Here is a 19,458-nt window from a genome sequence, read left to right on the forward strand (position 1 = left end):
TCAAGGAGGCTGTGTTGATCCAGCGTCGTGCGTTCCTTCTGGCCACCGTGGCCGCGCTGGCCCTGCCGGGCGATCTGTTGGCTAAGTCGCTGGTAAAGGGTGGCAGGACGTCGCGGATCCGCGCGAAGGGGGCGAAGGCGTCGATCGAGATCGTCGAGGACGAACTGGGCGTGCCGCATGTGCGGGCCAAGTCGCTGCACGACGCCTATTTCGGGCAGGGATATCTGGTGGCGCGCGACCGGCTGTTCCAGATCGACATGGAGTATCGCCGGGACATGGGGCGCATGGCCGAAGCTTTCGGCCCGCGCTTCGTTGCGGCGGACAAGGCGGCGCGACTGTTCCTCTATCGCGGGAATATCGAGGCGGAGCTGGCGGCGTTGCCGCCGGGCGTGCTCGAGTGCGCGAAGGGCTATGTCGCTGGCGTCAATGCGCGGATCGCCGAACTGGAGGCCGACCCGGGGCAGATGCCGCTGGAATATGGGATATTGAACCTGAAGCCGCTGCGCTGGGACGTGCGCGATCTGGTGCGCAACCGGGGCATCGGCATGGGTGATGCGGATGACGAGGTGCGCCGGGCGCAGATGCAGGCGCGTGGGCTGCTGGAAGTGGACCAGCTGATGGCGCCGCTGCGTCCGGCCTGGTCCTTCACGGTGCCGGAGGGGCTGGACTGCGCGGCGGTGAGCGATGCCGACCTTGGCATATTGGATCCGTCGGCGCGGCCGGTGCCCTTCGACGCGATTCAGGAGGCGGCGCTGGATCGGGCGGAGCGCCGCGCCGATCGCTTCGCGCAGGGCAGCAATGCCTGGACGATCGCGGCCTCGCGCAGCGCGACCGGGCGGCCGATTCTGGCGAACGACCCGCATCTGGGGATCGGCGGCAATAGTCCGCGCCACATGATCCACCTGACTGCGCCGGGGCTGGACGTGATCGGCGCGGGAGCGCCTGGCCTGCCGGGGATCATGCAGGGGCATACCGACCGCTTTGCCTTCGGCCGGACCAATTTCCATATCGACCAGACCGACCTGTTCATCCTGCGCACCGACAAGGATGATCCGGAACGTTACTGGCACAAGGGCCAGTGGAAGCGGTTCGAGACGTTCGAGGACGAGATCGCGGTCAAGGATGGCCCGGCGCAGCGCGTGACCTTGCGCTATGCGCAGGGGCGGCCGATCGTTGCACAGGATGCGGCGAAGCAGCGGGCCAGCGCCTTCGCCACGGTCAGCATGTTGCCCGGCGCGAACATGCGCTTTGCGATCATCGCGATCAATCTGGCCAAGGACTGGGTATCGCTGCGGCAGGCGTTCAAAATCCATGTGTCGCCGACCAATTTCCATTATGCCGATGTGGACGGGAATACCGGCTGGCAGACGATCGGCTTCACGCCGAAGCGGCCCCGGCATGACGGCTTGTTCCCCGCGCCGGGCGACGGCGATTTCGACTGGACGGGCATCCTGCCGGTCGAGGACATGCCGTCCGTCCATAACCCGAAGGAAGGCTGGTTCGCGTCGGCCAACCAATTGAATATCCCGGCCGATTATCCCCATGGAAAGAAAGTCATCAGCTTCGACTGGAGCGATCCCTTCCGCTATGACCGCATTTCCGAAGTGCTGCGCAGCCAGCCGAAGCATCGGATCGAGGACAGCATCGCGCTTCAGCATGATGTCCAGTCGCTGCCGGCGCGGGGGCTGGTGAAGCTGATCCCGGAGAAACTGCTACCCGAAGCGGCGCCGGCCGCCGCGCTGCTGAAACGCTGGGATTGTGGGCTGGAGGCGGATAGCGGCGCGGCATTGCTCTACGAGATGGTGATGCCGGAATTGCAGAAGGGCTTCCGTGATCTGGTCGTGCCCGCCGCGGCGCGCGAGTTCATTCCGTCGGTCAACCTGTTCGAAATGCTGCGCATCCTGGCCGCGCCCGACAAGCGGCTGGGACCGGTGCCCGATCTGGCGCGCGATGCGCTGATCGAGCGGTCGCTGGTGGCGGGGTGGAAGAAGGCGGTGGAACTGGGTGGTCCCGATCCGGCCCAATGGCGCTGGGGCGACCTGCACCGGGTCGAGATCGCGCATCCTTTGTCCTCGCTGCCGGGGATCGCGGCGGCGTTCCCGAAGATCGAGGGCGGGCGATCCGGCGGCGATGGTTTCACGCCGATGGCGCGGGGCTTCAATGCGAAGCGGGGCTATCAGGTGTCGCATGGGGCGAGCTATCTGCTGGTCGCGGATGTGGGGGCGTGGGACAATAGTCGTTTCCTGCTGCTGCCCGGCCAGTCGGCGGACCCGCGCTCGCCGGCCTATCGCGACTTCTATCCGCGCTGGCTGGCGGGGCAGATGCAACCGCTCTGGTTCAGCCGTGAGGCGGTGGAACGGCATGCGGCCGGGCGGATGGAGATCGTGCCGGGCTAAAAAATATCCGTTCGCTTCGAGCGCAGTCGAGAAGCGGTCGCGCTCACCGTGTCTCGACTGCGCTCGACACGAACGGAGGTTGTTACAGCGCCTCGGCGATCGCGACCAGCGTGCGGTCGACCGTGGCGCTGGCCTGCGCATCAGTGCCGTCAGGCATGTCGTTGGCGAGGGCGGAGAAGACCAAGGTCCGGCCGCTTTTCGTCACCAGATAGCCCGACAAGGCGCGGGAGGCGTTGAGCGAGCCGGTCTTGGCGAAGAGCTTTCCCTCCAGCAGCGTGCCCTTGAACCGGTTGCGCAGCGTGCCATCCTGTCCGGCGATCGGGAGCGTTTCGCGCCACGCCATGCCCCAGGGCTGGCGCGCGATCCATGTGAGCAGGGTGACGGCGGCGCGCGGCGTGACGCGGTTGTAGGAGGACATGCCCGATCCGTCGGCGAAGCTGTAGCTGCTTTCGGGCAGGCCCACCTGCGCCATCAGCCGGTGCAGGGCGGCCTGTCCGTCAGCGATCGAGCCGCTGCCCGACGCGCGCGACACGCGGCGCAGCATCAGGTCGGCGTGGAGGTTCTGGCTCTGCTTGTTGATGATGCGCATGTCGTCGGCCAGCGGCAGGGCGGGGAGTTGGGCCAGCAAGTCGGACGCAGGCGGCTGGGCGGCGGGTGCGCCCTTGCGGATGGCCGGATCGTCGGCGGGAGCAAGCGGGCGGTGGCGGGTCATGACCGCGCCAGTAACTTTCACATCCCGCGCGACGAGCAGGTCGTGCAGCCGCCAGGCGGCATAATGGGCCGGGTCGTCGATGCTGAAATGGAGCGTGGCGGGCTGCGCTTCCGTCCCGATCGTGCCGGTCAGGCGGATGACGCGGCCATAGGGCGCGCGGTCGGCGACGATCGCCTCGCTTTTGCCGGGGACGGTCGTGACGCGGTTGTCGATCGCATAATAGGTCGACGCCCTGATCGCTGGACGCGTGCCGATCGCGCCGGGCGTGACCGTCGCACTCATCTCATTATCGTCCAGCGTCAGCGCGGAAATGCCGGTGCCGTAGCGCGACTGGATATTGTTCCAGCTCATCCCTGGTCCCCAGCGCTCGTCGGGGAACCAGCTGTCATCGCCCACGATGTTGCGGACATGGCGGGTCCTGGCGGCGATCGCATCGGCGAGCGTCTGAAGGCAGTCGGTCGCGCAATCGTCCGCGCTGGAAAGCCGGGCGTCGTCGCGTCCTTCAAGGATCACATCGCCCTGATCGAGGCGCACGCCGGTACCCTGTGCCGTGCGATCGAGCGCGGGCAGATCGGCATAGGCGGTGGCGGTGGTGAACATCTTGGTATTGGACGCCGGGATGAAGCGCTGGTCGGGCGCGATGGCGATGATCGGGTCGCCCTCCAGCGTCGCGAGGAGCAGGCCGTAGCGGGTGCCCGCCGGGCCTTGCGCCAGTTGATGCTCGACCGAAGCGAGCAGCGGTGGCTCGGCATTCTGGGCGGTGACATGGGTCAGGGGCAGGACGAGGGCGAACAGGGGGAGGATGAGCCGCATGGACCGGAGCATAGACCGCAAGCAGACCGGTGGGCCAGAGGTGGAAATGCGGCCAGCCATAACTTGCGGCAATGAGGCTGGTGCGATCGAGGAGACGATAAACTGCGGAGCCGATCCGCTTGCACCGAAGTTCACAGTGTCGTCGGCCCTTTTCGGCCAATTGCGCCAGTAATGCGCCCGCGAAGCGACAGGAGCGTGACTGCTACGTGACACCAACGCGCCTTCGGTGCGACAAGCGGGAGCGGGCGAGGAAAGAAGCGAGGGGCGTGCGGTGAGGTCTTCCATCCCGGAGGATAGACCAGAGAAAATCCTACATTGAAAGGGTCTTGCGGGCCGTGGCTAGAAGCAGAGCGGGATGTCGGGTCAGGCCCGGCATGACGCAGGGGCGAGGGGCGTGTGTTCAGTCATCATTTCCCCCATTATTCGCCGTGCGGCGGACCAAAGCTCAGCGGATCATGAGTAAAATCGCCCCAGTACAAGGTTCGTCCGTTCAGACGGAACGGAACAATTTCGTCGAGAGGACGACCGCCATAACCATATCCGCCAAGCCCGCGCTGTGAGGCATTCATATAGAAGCGGCGGAACGGCCCCCAAGTGCCAAAGCGTCCCGTGCCGCGCGTAAAGAGGCCGCTGGCCATCAATCGGTCAAAGAACTCCTCTGATACGAAGCGTACATCGGGCAGCCCAACTAGCCCAAACATTGCATCCCGCGGATACTCCTTCAAAACCAGCCGCTTGGGTCCAACAAGTCGAGGCGGATCATCGGGCGAAAAATAATAGCCTTCCTTGTCCCTGCTAAGCTGCCTCTCATCAGGGTAAAACCACGATCCTACAGTCCGCTCTCTGTCGATGACGTCATAATTGTTGATGCAGTTCATCAACCAATAGGGCTCGTCGATCTCTTCACCAAAACCGTGCGGAAAGCCATCCCTGTCGACCCGTTTGCAGCGATAGGCAGTCACCGGAATATATTCGATCCGCGGAGATTGGAGTTCGTCCAATACCCCTTTGATCGTATCCGAGATCAGGAAACAGCCGCTTCCTCCTTGTTCTATGACCGGTTCGAGCGGATATTTCTTGCTGTATCGCAGCATGGCATAGAGATGATCCGGCAAATCCGGCGCAATCGGCAGCAATGACATTCGCCGGGACGCCGATATCCGGGGCGAATAGGCCTCATCATCGATCGGGTGTGTATAGACCGAGCCAGCTTCGGCCCGCGGTGGATTGAACTGGATGAGCGTGTCGATGAAGTCCTGGCTGGAGACCAATTCAAGTCGTGTCATCGTCTCCAATTCCTCTGCTCCGCCGATATGGTCAAGTTAACAGCTTGCCGACAGAATATTGAAATTCTGTTCAGAAAGCCGCCAGCCCCTTCCCTCACCCCTTATCCCACGCCTGCACGAGCGCGTCGCCCACCGCCGGGCGTAGCGTGAATATTCCGCTGTCGGCGTGGCGCGTGGGGTGGACGCGGTTGGTGAGGAGGGTCCAGGCGAGGCCGCGGTCGAAGTCGATCCAGAGGCCCGTGCCGGTGAAGCCGGTATGGCCGATCGTTTCGGCCGAACAGGCGTCGCCCCCCGACCAGCCGGCAAAGGCGCGCTCCCAGCCGCAGGTGCGGTGGTCGAGCTGCGCCGTCCGGGCTTCCGCCAGCATCGCCGGGGAGAGGGTCGAGCCGTCGAGCATCGCTTTGGCGAAGCCCAGCACGCCATCGACTGTGCCGAACAGCCCGGCATGGCCCGGCGCGCCGCCCAGCGCGAAGGCATTTTCGTCGTGCACCTCGCCCTTTAACACCCGGCCGCGCCAGCTGCAGGCCTCGGTCGCGACGGCGGGGCCGGGGGGCGGGCCGTAGGACAGGCCCTCGCCCAGCGGCCAGTCACTGAGCGGCGCGCCGGTGATCCGTTCGATCGCTATGCCGAGCAGGATGAAATTGATGTCGGAATAGACCGGCGGGCCGTGGCGCCATTCGCGCTGGAGGACGAAGGCGCGCAGCCGCGCGGGATCATCGCCATAGGTGTAGATCGGCTCGACCGCGGGGAAGAAGGTGCGGTGGGCGAGGCAATCGCGGAAGGTCAGCTTGCGTTCGGCCGCGTTGGCGACGTCATATTGGCGCAGGTCGGGAATGGCGTCGGTCAGCGGCCGGTCGAGGTCGAGCCGGCCCTGCTCCGCCAGTTGCAGGATCATCGTGGTGGTGGCGACCACCTTCGACACCGAGGCGAGGTCGAACCAGTGGTCGCGGGTCAGCGCCTCGCGCTCCGGCAGGATCGCGGCCGATCCGGCGAGGCGGACGGCGCTGTGGCCATCGGCGCTCACCACGCCAAGGGTCGCGCCGGGGATGCGGCCGCTCTCCACCGCGGCGGCGGCCGGGGCGAAGGCGGTTTCGCAGATGTGCTCGATCATGCGCATTCCTATGCAGTTCTGTTCTTTGTTTTCCGATTTTCGAGCCAGCAGGTCATTCGACCTGCTTCGAAATCGCTCTAGGCCGAACGCGCATCACGATCGGCAGGAAGAAGATGGCGGCGAAGCTCAATGCGCCCGACAGGATGAAGAAGCCGTCATAGCCGATCTGCTTCTGGATCGCGCCCGCCGCGCCGCCGATCAGGCGCGGCAGCAGGAAGGCGAAGCCCGACAGGAACGCATATTGGGTGCCGGGATAGCGCGGGCTGACCAGCATGGAGAGGTAGACGACGAACACGGCGCCCTCCAGCCCGTGACCGAACTGGTCTACACCGGCGGCGACATAGAGGACGAAGGCGGAGGGTTCGGCATACCAGAGCCAGACGAACACCCAGTTGCCGATCGCCGAGGCGCAGGCGCCGATGATGAGCGCGACCGTCATCGGAAGTCGCGCGGCGCAAAGTCCCCCGAGCGCCACGCCCGCCATGGAGCAGGTAAGCGCGACGACGCCGTCGGCCATGCTGATCTGTTCGAGGCTATAGCCGGCCGCATTCCAGAGCGGATGCGACAGGGTCAGCGTCAGCACGTCGCCCATGCGGTAGAAGGAGACGAAGGCCAGCACCGGCAGCACGGCATAGCCGTAGCGCCAGAAAATCTCGACATAGGGGGCGATGAAGCCCGGCATTTTCGACGGCGCGTCGGCGGGCAGGCGGCGGATGCGGGGCAGGGCGATGGCAAGCGCGACGAAGGGCAGCAGCGCCACGGCCAGCACGATCGGCGTTACATTGGTCTGGGCGGAGAAGCCCGCGCCCTGCACGGCGGAAAGAAGCGCCCAGCCGATCAGTGCGGTGGCCGCGCCGGTGACGAGGAGGATGACGAGGCTGACGAGAGTGCCGCTGAGCAGGGCGCTCGTGCGGCCCTTCGCGCCGTCCTGTTCCGGGCGCATGGCGGCGAGGATCGGGAAGGGCAGGAAAGCGGCGATGGCGATGGCGAGATAGGCCCATGTCCAGTCGGCCCAGGCCGCGACCAGCACCGCGCCGCTGCCCGCCGCCACCATGGCGCTGCGATAGCCCCAGAGGTTGGCGGCGACGATCGGTCCCTGTTCCGCCTGTGTGGGCGCCAGTTCGATACGCCAGCCATCGGCCGCGACCTCCAGCGTAGTCGTCCAGAAAGCGAGCAGGATCGCGAACAGGGCGGTGAGCGGCAGACTCTGGTCGCTGGATGTGAAGGCCATGGCGACCATCGACAGAAAAATGCCGAGCTGCGAGAGCATGATCCAGCCGCGCCGCCTGCCCCAGAAGCGGGAGAAGCCGGGGACGCTGTAGCGGTCCAGCAGCGGCGCCCAGACGAACTTGAAGGTTGGCAGCAGCGCGATCCAGGCGAAGAAGCCGATGATGACGATATCGATGCCATGGCGCGCGAGCCGCAGCGTCAACACCGCATTGAACATGTAGAAGGGCAGGCCGGCGGAGAAGCCGAGCAGCAGATAGAGGCCTAAAGTGCGCATCGGCGGTCGCTTGGCCGCGGGCGCTTCGTTCAGGTCGGGAGCATCGGCGGCGATCGTGGCGGTCATCAGCCGATTTCCTTGAGTTCGGTCACGAAGTCATAGCGGTCGCCGCGATAGACGGAGCGCGTGAATTCCACCGCGCGGCCGCTGGGGATGCGGGTCAGCCGCTCGATCCGCAGCACTTCGCTATTCTGGCGAACGCAGAGCAGGCCGGCTTCGGTGGGCGTCGCGAGAGAGGCGCGGACTCGCTGCGTGCCGGAGGTGGGACGAAAACCGCTGCGGCCCATCGCCTCATAGAGGGAGTCGCCGATGGTCGACAGGTCGGGAAGGCAGTCGGCCGGCACCACCGCATGTTCGATCGCCAGCGGCTCCCCGCCCGACAGGCGCACCCGCCCAAGCCGCGCGACGCGGGCGGAGGGGGAGATGGACAGCGCGACGGCTTCCTCCTCGGTCGGCTGGGCGTAATTCTTCATCATCCAGATAACGCCGGGATCCTCGCCACGCGAAAGGGCGTCGCTGGTGAAGCTGGAGAGGACGGAGGCGGGCGCCTCGATCCGGCGGGCGACGAAGGTGCCCGATCCCTGCTTGCGGAACAGCACGCCTTCCTCGATCAACTGCTCGATCGCCTTGCGCACGGTGACGCGGGAAATGCCGGCCATTTCGCTGAGGTCGCGTTCCGACGGAAGGGCGTTGCCCGGCGTGATGCCGCCGCTTTCGATATGGTCGCGCAGGTTGCGCGCCAGTTGCAGATAAAGCGGGGTGCCGTCCTCGCTGCGCGCGGTGAGTTTGTCCCGCATCATCCCTATTCCCCCTGTTGCACGGCGCGCATCGCGGCCGGCAGATTCTGGCCGTGGATGTCGAGAAGGCGGTGCGCTTCGTCGGTCGGCACCCCCATGGCGACCAGCACTGCCTGCTTGATGTCCTGCCCGACTGCATCCAGCGCGCGCGCGGCGTCGTCCATGTCCACGCCCGCAATGTCGCGTACCATGGCCTGTCCGCGCAAGCGCAGCTTTTCGTTCGAGATGCGCATGTTCACCATGCGGCCGCGATAGACGAGGCCCATGCGCAACATGATCGCGGTCGACAGCATGTTGAGCATCGCCTTTTGCGCGGTGCCGGCCTTCATCCGGGTGGAGCCGGCGACGATTTCCGTGCCGGTCGCCGCGACCAGCCCATGATCGGCGGCGGCGAGCAGGGCGGTGCCGTCATTATTGGCGATGCCGATGGTAAGCGCGCCGGCTTCGCGCGCGGCGGCGATGGCGGCGACGGTATAGGGGGTGCGGCCGCTGGCGGCGACGCCGATCACCACATCCTGCGGGCCGACTTGGGCGGCGGTAATTTCGGCGCGGGCGGCATCGGCATCATCCTCCGCGCCTTCGGCCGCTTCGGTGAGCGCGGCGAGGCCGCCGGCCATCAGGAAGAGCAGCCGTTCCTGCGGCCAGTTATAGGTGGGGTAAAGCTCCACGCCATCCTGCACCGCGATGCGCCCGGAGGTGCCGGCGCCGACATAGACCAGTCGCCCGTTCGTGCCGAGGCGAGCGGCTGCGGCCTCGGCCGCCTGAGCGATGCGGCCGGTTTGCGATCCGATCGCGGCGATGGCGGCCATCTGCCCCTCCAGCATCGCCTCGACCGCGCGGATGGTGGGCCATTGGTCGATGTCGATATAACGCGGATCGATGGCTTCGGTGCTCATATATGCTCCGTGATCGGCCGTTGACGCCCGGCCCTGATCGGTTCAGCTTCCTGGATAGCGAACGCGCTGCGCGCATTCTGCAATCCGTTCATGTGGTATTATCCTTCGCACGGTTCGATGCAACCAAATTAATTCCAATTGCCCTTATCCTGTGTTTTGGTATTGTTTCGGCATGACCGATCATCCAGATGGACCCGTCGACACCCTTATGGCGCGCGAGACGGCCGAAGCGCCGGACCGGTGCGAGACGCAGATTGCGCGCAATGCCGATGTGATGCGCGAAGCGGGGCAGCGGCTGCGGGCGCTGGCGCCGCCCTTTGCCGCGACATTGGCGCGGGGCAGTTCGGACCAGGCGGCGGCCTTTGCCAAGATATTGCTGGAGACGCGGGCGGCCATTCCGACGCTGAGCCATGCGCCGTCGATCGGATCGCTCTACCGGGCGACGTCGCCGCTGTTCAAGGGCGTGCCGCTGATCGCCATCTCGCAATCGGGGCGCAGCCCGGACCTGATCGCGGCGGCTGAGGACGCGCAGCGGCAGGGCGCGCTGCTGGTGTCGATCGTCAATGACGCGGCGTCGCCGCTGGCGGAGATGGCGGATATCTGCATTCCCATCCATGCCGGACCGGAGAAGAGCGTCGCGGCGACCAAGAGCTTCATCGGCACGCTGGTGGCACTCACCCACCTGATCGCCGAATGGAGCGGAGACGAGGGCTTGAAGGCGGCGCTGCCGACGGTCGGGGATGTGCTGCGCCGGGCGGTGGCGGCAGACTGGTCCGATGCGGTGCCGCTGCTTCGCGATGCGAGCAATATGCTCGTGCTGGGGCGCGGGCTGACGCTGCCGATCGCGGGAGAGGCGGCGCTGAAATTCAAGGAAACGTCGAACCTCCACGCCGAGGCGTTCAGCATCGCGGAAGTCGCCCATGGGCCGATGACGCTGATCGGCGAGGGCGACCCGGTGCTGGCGCTGGGGCCGATGGATGAGGCGCGCGCGGGGCTGCGGGAGCGGCTGGAGGATTTCCGGGCACGCGGCGCGCAGGTGATCGCGACCGGCCATCCCGACGATGTCGCTGCGGCGACACTGGCGCTGCCGGGGCAGATCGATGTGCATCCGATTATCGGTGCCATCGCGCAGATCCAGAGCTTCTATGGCTTGGCCAACGCGCTGTCGCTGGCGCGCGGGCGCAATCCCGACAAGCCGCCCCATCTGGCCAAGGTGACGCGGACATTATGAGCATCGAGGCACTCGTCGGGGCAGACATCGTACTGCCGGATCGGATCGTGACCGATAGCGCGCTGCTGGTCGAAGGCGGGCGCATCGGCGGGATCGTGGCGCGCGATGCGGTGCCGGGCGGCTGCGTCGAGGTCGATCTGGACGGTGGCTGGCTGCTGCCGGGCTTCGTCGATACGCAGGTCAATGGCGGCGGCGACGTGCTGCTGAACGACCATCCGGACGTCGAAGGCATCCGCATGATTGCGGCGGCGCACCGGCGGTTCGGGACGACGGGGCTGCTGCCGACGCTAATCAGCGATGACGCCGATGTTGTCGACGCGGCCATCGCGGCGGGCGAGGCGGCGCTGGCGCAGGGGGTGCCGGGCGTCCTCGGTGTCCATATCGAGGGGCCGCACCTCAACCCGGTGAAGAAGGGCATTCACGACGCCGCCAAGTTCACCGCCATCGACCAGCAGGTGCTGGAGCGGCTGACCCGCCCCACGACCGGGAGGCGGATCGTCACGCTGGCGCCCGAACTGGCGCCGGCCGGCACGATCGGGGCGCTGGCCGGTGCGGGCATATTGGTCGCGGCGGGACATAGCCTCGCCGATTATGCGCAGACCATCGCTGCGCTGGGCGAAGGGCTGGCCGGTTTCACCCATTTGTTCAACGCGATGACGCAATTGGGGAGCAGGGAACCGGGCATGGTCGCCGCCGCGCTGCTCGACCGCAACAGCCATTTCGGGCTGATCGTCGATGGGCTGCATGTCCATCCCGCCGCGCTGCGCGTGGCGCTGGCGGCGCGCGGACTGGATGGGGCGATGCTGGTGACGGACGCCATGCCGCCCGTGGGCGGCGCGCGACAGGGCTTCAGCCTGATGGGGCAGGACATCCATGTGGTCGACGGCACTTGCCGCGGGCCGGACGGAACGCTGGCCGGATCGGCGCTCAGCATGGCGCAGGCCTTCCGCAACGCCATGGACATGATGGGCTGCTCCATCATCGAGGCGTCCCGCATGGCGAGCGGCAATCCGGCGCGCTTCCTGCGGCTGGAGGCGGAAACGGGCGCGATCGTGCCGGGGCTGCGGGCGGATCTCGTCCATCTGGACGTCCAACGGCGCGTGCGGCGGACGTGGATCGGCGGCCAGATCAGCGAGGTGGGGGAGTGACTTTGCCGGTCTGAAGGGAATCGTTCGACACCGCTACGGGATGAGCGGTTAGCGATCCCGGCTCTGCGCGCAACGCGGTGAAGAATGGAAGCTGGCGTTCGTCATCGTCAGCGGCTCTTTCTCTTGCCCGGCCGACCGCAATGAATAGTCCACCCTCACCCCCAAGGCTCGCCATCCAGCCGAATTGGGCGAGCAGGTCTTCCAGCCACCAGCCGCCTTCTTCGGGGTCGATCAGCGCGCGATACTGGTCATCGCCCCCCACCAGAGCGGACGGCACCGAGCGAACATAGTCGATGCCGTTCGCCGCGAACCAGCGTCGTAGCTCCGCCAATGTATGCCGATGTTCTTCCGGGTGCCGATATTGGTCCTGTAACCAGGCTCTATGACGTTCCCTTTGCCCCTTGCGATCGGCGAGCACCCGATCCGGGGGAAACCAGCGCCATCCGCTCAGCCGCGCGACCAGACGTCGCGCCCGGTGCGGCAGGCGGGCGTAGCGATTATACAGGCCGACGATCACCAGGCCGCCGGGCCGCGCGAGCCGGGCAAGCTCGCCAAAGGCCTTGCCGGGATCGGGGGTATGATGCAGCACGCCCGAGCAATAGACGATGTCGAACGCCCCGGCGCGAAGACCGGGACAATATATGTCGGTTTCGACGAAGCGTACCTGGTCGATCCCCAATCGCTGCGCCGCAGCGCGTCCCAATGCGAGCGACGCCCGGCAGAGATCGGCCGCGATGACGATCCGCTTGCTCCGGGCGAGATAGAGGCTCATCTGGCCCGTGCCGCATCCCACCTCGACAATATGGGCGTCGGTTGGAATGGCTGCGTCAAGCTGCCGGGCGAAATGGCTGCGTTCGGCGCGGGCACGCAGCCAGTCGATCGTATCGCGCGGCGGATAGCCGGGGAAGGGCGCTTCCATGTAAAAGCCCCGCACCCGTTCCGTCCGGTCATCGCCGGGCAATCGCAGGCCGGCAATGCCATCCATCTCCTCATAGATTGCAGCGCAATCGACGCAGGCCATCTCGCTGTCGAGCCGTCCACCGCAGCGTGGGCAGGCAAACAGCGACAGCGCAGGCCCGTCCATCTAGAATATCGAGTAGATGAAGGGCGCCAGCGCCTCGACACCGGCCGCTAGGGTGAGGATGACGCCCACCGAGCAGAGGAAGATCACCAGCGGGATCATCCAGCGCCGCCCTCCCGGCGACCGCCACATGCCGCGCACCAGATCGACGATCGTGCCCGGCGCGCTACCGACGATGATGAGCTGACGCCGCAGACGTCCCTTGCGCCCGATCATGCGACTTCCTCCAGCACATGTTCCTGTCGCGCGCGTTGACGCCGAACCATGACGTCGTCGGCGACAAGCATGTCCATGCCCGCCCGGCGGAAGGTCGAATAGCCCTCGGCCACGCTCGTGACGATCGGATCCCCTGCCAGATTGAATGACGTGTTGAGCAGGATCGGCATGCCGCGCCGCTGGCCATAGGCGATGAGCAGGGCATGAAGGCCCGGCGCCATGCCGCGGTCCAGAACCTGCACGCGCGCGGTGCCGTCCACATGGGTGACGGCGGCCAGCTTGCCGCGCCATTGCGGTCGAACGGGGAAGACGCCGGACATGAACCGACCCAGCCGCGCGCCGCCCGGAGGCAGTTCGAAATATGTTTCGGCCTGATCGGCAGGCACTACCGGGGCGAAGGGGCGGAAGGATTCCCGGAACTTGATGTCCCGGTTCAGCCACGCGCGCATGGCGGCGTTGCCCGGATCGGCAAGGATGCTGCGATGGCCAAGGGCGCGCGGCCCGAATTCCGTTGCCCCCTCCATCCACCCGACGATTTCGCCTGACGCGATCGCCTCGACCACCTGGTCGATCCGTTCTGCCGCGCTCAGGCGGGCGAAAGGAAAGCCATCTTCGGCGGCAAGACGGGCAAGGTCATCGGAAACGACTGCCGGACCCCAGAAGGGATGATCCGGGCAGTCGCGATGCGGCCGGTCGAAAAGGATGCGATCAGCCCAAAGCGCTGCGCCAAGGGCGCATCCTGCGTCACCCGGCGCGGAGGGCACGAACAGCCGGTCGAACCCGGCTTCGCGAAGGATGCGGGCGTTGGCGACGCCGTTCAGCGCGACGCCGCCGCCGAAGCAAAGATCCGCAAGTCCCGTTTCGCGGTGAAGTGATGTCGCGATGTCGACGATGACCTCTTCCAGCACCAACTGCGCACTTGCCGCAATGTCGGCATAATGCTGGCCCAGAGCCGTCGAAAGATCGATCGGTTCGAAATGGTCGCGCGGTGGGCCGAAAAGATCGATGAACGCTTTCGAATAGGCGGCATCGACGGCCCGGTGATAGTCGAAATAGGCAAGGTCCAGGGCGAAGGCGCCATCATCCGTCCGTTGCAATATGCGGCGCATTTCCCGCGCCCAGCGGGGCTTGCCATAGGCGGCCAGGCCCATGACCTTATATTCGCCTTCGTTGACCTTGAAGCCGAGATAGGCGGTAAAGGCGGAATAGAAGAGACCCAGCGAATGGGGAAAGCGGACCTCACGCATCAGGTCGATTGTCGTTGCTCCACCTGCCTTCTTCCTGCCCCGACCCAGCGTCAGCGTGGCCCATTCCCCGACACCATCGGCCGTCAGGATCGCGGCGCTTTCTGTCGGCGCGGTCAGAAAGGCGGCCGCGGCATGCGAAAGATGATGGTCGGTGAAATGGACGCGGCGTGCCGACACCGCCAGCTGAGCGGCGATGACGCCGCGCACCCATAATTTCTCGCCCAGCATGTTGTTCATCGCCTTGGGGAAAGCGCGCCAGCTGTGCGGGAAGCCACGCAACAGGGTCATGAGCACGCGATCGAATTTCAGCGCGGGTCGTTCATAGAATATCACCGCGTCCAGCTCCTGAGGTTCCAGCGCCGCCTGACCAAGGCACCATTCGATCGCCCGCACCGGAAATCCGGCGTCATTCTTCCGCCGCGACAGCCGCTCTTCCTGGACGGCTGCGACGGGCAGGCCATCGATCAGCAGCGCGGCCGCCGCATCATGATAGAAGGAGGAAATGCCAAGGATCTTCATTAATATTGCCCTCCCGTCCGATCGTTTCGGCAGGCGTTGCAGATGTGCCAGCCGGGGGGCTCCTTCCGGGCGGCTCGCCTGGCCAGCAGGGCGAAGGGGGGCAGCAGCAGAAAATAGAGCAATGTCAGAATGAGACGCGCTATCATGTCGGCCATAACGAGCGCGGTCCGAACATAGGCTCGCCAGAGCCGGCGCAGGCGCGACGCCCATAGCGCCCGATTGGCCTGGCCTGGCGCGACCCGGCTTAGCTCCACCCGCGAATAGCGCATATGTCCCTCCTCATCGCGGGCGATCTGCTGGATGACGGCGCGCGTTTCCGGATCATGGCCCAGTACCGCGCCATAGGCGGCGAAACTGTGCGACGCCGCCCGCTCCGACAGGTGAATGAAGGCCAGCAAGGCGCTCATGCTCTCGGCCTCGACATTCAGCCGGTCGAAGCCTCGCTCGCCCGGCAGCAGGCCGTCGCCCAGCACATGGTCCGGCCCCGGCCGATCGAGCCGTCGGCGCAACGCCAGCCCGCGCGTCCGGAACAGGCTGGCATGCCGCACCTCGTCCCTGGCATGGGCGAAAAAGCGGCGACGGAGGATCGGGTCTTGCACCACTTCGGCGGCGCGGAACAGGTCGCGCGCGCCATCCGCCTCCACCTCCGCAAATTGCAGCAATTTGCGCGCACGGCGATGCGGATCGATCCACACCAGCCAATGGACCGGATACATCCAGCGCTGGGCATGAAGCGGTTTCACTGGACGACGATCCGGCCGGTCATGCCGAAGGCGCTATGCATGAAGTGCGTGCACCGCACCTTGAAGCTGCCCGGCGACGGCGCGACCAGATGCACATGCACAGTCTCCCCGCCGCCCAGTTCGATGCGATCGTCCCTGATTTTCGCCTGATCCTCCGGCTTGATCCGCGCCTGTCCAAAAAACGCCTTCGCCGCAAAATCATGCGAGCCCGAAGACGCATTTTCGAAATGCAGGTCATAAGGCACGCCGTGCTGGAGGATGACGTCCGACGGTTCGAATTTGAAACTCGACAAACGAAGCGTCAAAGGCTGGGCGGTGTTCCAGTCGATCGGCGCCTGCGCTTCTGCCGACAAGCCAAGGGCGAGTACCGCCAACGCCGCAACCGTTTTCCATCGAGACATTGCTGCCTCCTTCATGGTTCATACGGATGAGTGCCGCCCCGGTCCCCTTCGGTTCAGCAACGGTCAAAAAAGTTTTGAACCCTCTGCCGACAGGCGCACACTCAGGGGATAATGCGAAGGAGTCGTTCTTGGAAACCTTCGAATCCGCAATCATGGGGCCAGTCGGCGGCGCGCATTCGCGCAACGATGAGGAGTTGCGCCTGGTCGCCTGCATCCGGCACCGCGACCTCAAGGCCTTTGAGGCGCTCTATCGCGCCTATCAGCCGCGGCTCGCCCGGTTTCTGATGAATATCCTGCGGCGGCCGCATCTGGTCGAGGAAGTGTTCGACGACACGCTGATGGTGCTTTGGGATCATCCCGACAGCTTTTCGGGAAGAAGCAAGCTGTCCACCTGGCTCTTCACCATCGCCTATCGCAAGGGAATGAAGGCGATCCGCAAGCAGGACGACCCGGTCGAGGACCATATGCAGGCAGCGCGGATCAGCCCCCGTGCGTCGCCCGAGCAGGATGCGAGCGACAGCAGGGCCAGGATTGCGCTGTTCGACGCGATCGCCCGGCTTTCCGCCGAGCAGCGCGCCGTCGTCGATCTCACCTATTTCCACGAGTTGGGCTATCGGGAGATCGCGCAGATCATGGACTGCCCGGTTGATACCGTCAAAACGCGGATGTTCCATGCCCGACGCCATTTGCGGCGGGAACTGGCCGGCGAATTTGCGGACTGGGTCTGAGCAGCCATGGCCGACATCCTCTCTTTTCGCGACGATCCGCATCAGGATGTGGAGATGCTGCTGCCCTGGTACGCAACTGGACAGCTGGATGGCGACGATATCGCGAAGGTCGAGGCGCATCTCGATCGCTGCGGCCAGTGCAGGGCGACGGTCGAACGCGAGAGACGGTTGAAGGCTGCGATCGGAAAATTGCCGGTCGACGCCGACCTTGGCTGGCAGAAGCTTCAGGCGCGGATCGCGCCCAAAGGCAGGGCCAGCCCATCCCGCAGGAGGATATCCCGGCCGCGCTGGCGCGGAATGCCCTGGCCTGTCGGGCTTGCGGCCTTTGCCGGCGCCCAGACGATGCTGCTTCTTGTCGCGCTCCTGCTGTTTCGGCCCGTGGCCCCTCAGCCGGACTATCATATGCTTGGCGCGGCCTCCGTGCGGACCGGCGGCAACATGCTGGTCATGTTCAGCCCGGACACGACGGAACGGACTTTACGCGCCATCCTTGCCCGCGCGGACGCGAGGATCGTCGATGGCCCGACGGCGGCCGGGGCCTATATCGTCGAAACGGAGCCGGAACGGCGCGACGGCATGCTGGTGGAGCTGCGCCGCCAGCCCCACATAGTGCTCGCCGAACCCATGGACCGCAGGCGCGCGCAATGATCCGCCGGTTGACCCGGCCTTTCGTCCTTGTCGCGGCGCTTGCGCTGCTGAGCGCCTGGCCGACGGCAAGGGCGTCCGAGGGGCAGAAGATACTTGTAATGCTGCGGATGCCGGTCCCCCATTTCCGGCCTGGCGGCGGCTATGACGGCGGTTATGGCAACCGGATCGGGCGGAGCCAGTCCGTGCGCCAGGCCAGGCGCATTGCCCGCGATCATCGTTTGACGCTGGTAAGCGACTGGATGATGCCGGCCATCCGGTTAAATTGCTTCGTGATGCAATTGCCCGCGGGGGCCTCCGTCGAAGGGGTTGTGGAGCATGTTTCCGGCGATCCGCAGGTCGAATGGGCGCAACCCATGCATGACTATCAGACGCTTGGCGGTGCAGCAGGACATGACGATCCGCTCTATCGCGCGCAGCCGGCGGCGACGCTCTGGCATCTGGATGCCGTCCACCGGCTTGCGACCGGCCGCGGCGTCGCGGTCGCGGTGATAGACAGCGGGATCGACATGCATCATCCCGATCTTGCAGGACAGATCAAAGCCAGTGTGAATTTCGTCGAGGGCAGCGCGCTTTCCGCTGAGCGACATGGAACGGAGGTGGGCGGCATCATCGCCGCCCGTGCCGACAATCGGTCCGGCATAGCCGGGATCGCGCCCGCTGCCCGCCTGATAGGTCTGCGAGCCTGCAAGGAGCAGGATCGGGTGACGGGCGCTGCGGTCTGCAACAGCTTCGCCCTCGCCAAGGCGCTTGGCTTCGCCATCGAGCATAAGGCCCGTGTCGTCAATCTGAGCCTGGGCGGGCCGCCGGATCGCCTGCTCGCAATGCTGCTGGATGCCGGAATGGCGCAAGGTGCCAATTTCGTCGCCGCCTATGATCCGGCGCGGGCGGACGGCGGATTTCCTGCCTCTCATCCCGGCGTCATTGCGGTCGCCGGCGCGCCGCAGCCGGACAAGGGGCGGACCATATATGTCGCGCCGGCGCGGGATATTCCTTCGACCGAGCCGGGCGGCGGCTGGGGCCTTGTCGACGGGACATCCTATGCGGCGGCCCATGTCAGCGGCCTGATCGCATTGATCGAGCAGCGTGAGGGCCATAGACATGGCCGACCGATGCTCGTCATGTCGGGGGGAGGAACCATCGATGCGCTTGCAACGGTGCAGGGCGGAAGGGGAGGATGCCATGGACGCTGCCCCGGCTCCCTCGCTGCGGCCAGCCGCGACTAGGCTTGTCGGATGCGCTGCCCGGCTGGTGGCCATGCTTGCGATGGGCGTGACATCTGTTCCGGCGATCGCGCAATTTGCTGGAAGCCTCTCCGTCTCCAGCCGGGCCTTGTTTCGCGGGAGAGATGTAAGCGATCATCGACCGGCTATCGAGATGGAGCTTGTCCATGACGGGACGGGCGGCTTCTATCTAGGCGGTTCAGTGGCCGCCGTCGCCACGCAGGATGAAGGACTGAAACCCCTGTCGGTCAAGGTCTATGCGGGGTTCGCCCGGCAGCTTCCCTCGGGTCGGGTGATCGATGTCGGCGCCGTCCATGGCGAATATTCGGACTATTCCGGCATCCACGGCCGCGGCAGCTATAGCGAGGTCCATGTCGGCCTTGTCGGCGGCAATGTTTCCGGCCGGATCTATTTTTCGCCGGCCTATTTCCGTGCGGACGCGCCGACGCTCTACATGGAGGTGGAGGGCCATCTGCCATTAGCCAAAGACTGGTCCCTGCTGGGACATGCGGGCATGTTGACGCATCTGCGCGATCAGCCGGACGGAGGCGGCCGGACCGTTCCGGATTGGCGGATCGGCGTGCGCCGCCGCCTGGGACCGGTCGACCTGGACATCGCCTGGTCGGGCTACAGGGAAGGGGGTTCCCGCCATCATGCCTATGGGGACAGGAAAGGCAGCGCGCTGGCGGTGGCCATGATCGCCGGCTTTTGAACCGTCCGTGGCTTGGGTGACACCCATGATCGTCCTTGATCGATCAGGT

The 19,458-nt window shown here is 65.8% G+C and carries 19 protein-coding genes; 8 read left to right on the forward strand and 11 right to left on the reverse strand.

Features of this window, described 5'->3' with window-relative positions; translation table 11 throughout:
- Positions 1-14: 14 nt before the first annotated feature.
- Positions 15-2,396: a penicillin acylase family protein gene (locus DM806_RS01400; RefSeq protein ID WP_179041487.1), complete on the forward strand. Its 2,382-nt coding sequence runs from the start codon at positions 15-17 to the stop codon at positions 2,394-2,396.
- A gap of 82 nt (positions 2,397-2,478) precedes the next feature.
- Here the strand turns inward: DM806_RS01400 and dacB are convergent, their stop codons facing one another.
- Entirely contained in the window at positions 2,479-3,921 is a 1,443-nt protein-coding gene (gene dacB, locus DM806_RS01405) for a D-alanyl-D-alanine carboxypeptidase/D-alanyl-D-alanine endopeptidase (protein ID WP_256869033.1), read from the reverse strand.
- Here dacB and DM806_RS01410 point away from each other — a divergent pair.
- A complete protein-coding gene (locus DM806_RS01410) occupies positions 3,920-4,093 on the forward strand; it encodes a hypothetical protein (RefSeq protein WP_179041452.1) in 174 nt (57 codons plus the stop codon). The two genes, dacB and DM806_RS01410, sit on opposite strands and share 2 nt — an antisense overlap.
- A gap of 247 nt (positions 4,094-4,340) precedes the next feature.
- On the opposite strand, the gene DM806_RS01415 is transcribed toward DM806_RS01410, so the two are convergent.
- The 5 genes from DM806_RS01415 to DM806_RS01435 form a co-directional block, all read right to left on the reverse strand.
- Positions 4,341-5,207: a hypothetical protein gene (locus tag DM806_RS01415; protein WP_179041489.1), complete on the reverse strand. Its 867-nt coding sequence runs from the start codon at positions 5,205-5,207 to the stop codon at positions 4,341-4,343.
- A gap of 94 nt (positions 5,208-5,301) precedes the next feature.
- The gene (locus DM806_RS01420) at positions 5,302-6,324 is read right to left on the reverse strand and encodes a serine hydrolase domain-containing protein (protein ID WP_372859161.1); all 1,023 of its coding nucleotides are present in this window, start codon (positions 6,322-6,324) and stop codon (positions 5,302-5,304) included.
- A gap of 46 nt (positions 6,325-6,370) precedes the next feature.
- Entirely contained in the window at positions 6,371-7,888 is a 1,518-nt protein-coding gene (locus DM806_RS01425) for a permease (RefSeq protein ID WP_179041491.1), read from the reverse strand.
- Positions 7,888-8,619: a GntR family transcriptional regulator gene (locus DM806_RS01430; RefSeq protein WP_179041492.1), complete on the reverse strand. Its 732-nt coding sequence runs from the start codon at positions 8,617-8,619 to the stop codon at positions 7,888-7,890. The genes DM806_RS01425 and DM806_RS01430 overlap by 1 nt, the downstream gene beginning before the upstream one ends.
- A gap of 5 nt (positions 8,620-8,624) precedes the next feature.
- On the reverse strand, positions 8,625-9,515 hold the full coding sequence (locus DM806_RS01435; protein ID WP_179041493.1) for an N-acetylmuramic acid 6-phosphate etherase: 891 nt from the start codon (positions 9,513-9,515) through the stop codon (positions 8,625-8,627).
- A gap of 172 nt (positions 9,516-9,687) precedes the next feature.
- Here DM806_RS01435 and DM806_RS01440 point away from each other — a divergent pair, with 172 nt between their 5' ends.
- Both DM806_RS01440 and nagA read left to right on the forward strand, forming a co-directional pair.
- Entirely contained in the window at positions 9,688-10,746 is a 1,059-nt protein-coding gene (locus DM806_RS01440) for an SIS domain-containing protein (protein WP_256869034.1), read from the forward strand.
- On the forward strand, positions 10,743-11,894 hold the full coding sequence (gene nagA / locus DM806_RS01445; RefSeq protein ID WP_179041494.1) for an N-acetylglucosamine-6-phosphate deacetylase: 1,152 nt from the start codon (positions 10,743-10,745) through the stop codon (positions 11,892-11,894). Before DM806_RS01440 ends, nagA begins: the two co-directional genes overlap by 4 nt.
- Here the strand turns inward: nagA and DM806_RS01450 are convergent.
- From DM806_RS01450 to DM806_RS01470, 5 genes are read right to left on the reverse strand one after another with little or no spacing between them, the layout of a single operon-like run.
- Complete coding sequence (locus DM806_RS01450) at positions 11,875-12,978, reverse strand: class I SAM-dependent methyltransferase (RefSeq protein WP_179041495.1); 1,104 nt, start codon at positions 12,976-12,978, stop codon at positions 11,875-11,877. The two genes, nagA and DM806_RS01450, sit on opposite strands and share 20 nt — an antisense overlap.
- A complete protein-coding gene (locus tag DM806_RS01455) occupies positions 12,979-13,191 on the reverse strand; it encodes a DUF5989 family protein (RefSeq protein ID WP_179041496.1) in 213 nt (70 codons plus the stop codon). It abuts the gene before it with no gap.
- Positions 13,188-14,957 carry a carbamoyltransferase family protein gene (locus DM806_RS01460; protein WP_179041497.1) on the reverse strand — a complete coding sequence of 590 codons (1,770 nt, stop codon included), beginning with the start codon at positions 14,955-14,957 and terminating at the stop codon, positions 13,188-13,190. Before DM806_RS01460 ends, DM806_RS01455 begins: the two co-directional genes overlap by 4 nt.
- Complete coding sequence (locus DM806_RS01465; protein WP_218647280.1) at positions 14,957-15,700, reverse strand: ferritin-like domain-containing protein; 744 nt, start codon at positions 15,698-15,700, stop codon at positions 14,957-14,959. The genes DM806_RS01460 and DM806_RS01465 overlap by 1 nt, the downstream gene beginning before the upstream one ends.
- Entirely contained in the window at positions 15,697-16,101 is a 405-nt protein-coding gene (locus DM806_RS01470; protein WP_179041498.1) for a plastocyanin/azurin family copper-binding protein, read from the reverse strand. The genes DM806_RS01465 and DM806_RS01470 overlap by 4 nt, the downstream gene beginning before the upstream one ends.
- A gap of 128 nt (positions 16,102-16,229) precedes the next feature.
- Here DM806_RS01470 and DM806_RS01475 point away from each other — a divergent pair, with 128 nt between their 5' ends.
- The 4 genes from DM806_RS01475 to DM806_RS01490 are packed head-to-tail and all read left to right on the forward strand — an operon-like array spanning position 16,230 to position 19,409.
- Positions 16,230-16,829 carry an RNA polymerase sigma factor gene (locus DM806_RS01475; RefSeq protein WP_256869035.1) on the forward strand — a complete coding sequence of 200 codons (600 nt, stop codon included), beginning with the start codon at positions 16,230-16,232 and terminating at the stop codon, positions 16,827-16,829.
- A 6-nt stretch (positions 16,830-16,835) separates the two neighbouring features.
- Positions 16,836-17,477, forward strand: coding sequence for an anti-sigma factor family protein (locus DM806_RS01480; RefSeq protein ID WP_179041499.1), 642 nt, complete (start codon positions 16,836-16,838; stop codon positions 17,475-17,477).
- Positions 17,474-18,700 carry a S8 family peptidase gene (locus tag DM806_RS01485; protein WP_179041500.1) on the forward strand — a complete coding sequence of 409 codons (1,227 nt, stop codon included), beginning with the start codon at positions 17,474-17,476 and terminating at the stop codon, positions 18,698-18,700. Before DM806_RS01480 ends, DM806_RS01485 begins: the two co-directional genes overlap by 4 nt.
- A complete protein-coding gene (locus DM806_RS01490) occupies positions 18,657-19,409 on the forward strand; it encodes a TorF family putative porin (RefSeq protein WP_179041501.1) in 753 nt (250 codons plus the stop codon). Before DM806_RS01485 ends, DM806_RS01490 begins: the two co-directional genes overlap by 44 nt.
- Positions 19,410-19,458 lie beyond the last annotated feature (49 nt).

Source organism: Sphingobium lactosutens, assembly GCF_013393185.1.
In the GTDB taxonomy this organism is placed as follows: Bacteria; Pseudomonadota; Alphaproteobacteria; order Sphingomonadales; family Sphingomonadaceae; genus Sphingobium; species Sphingobium lactosutens_A.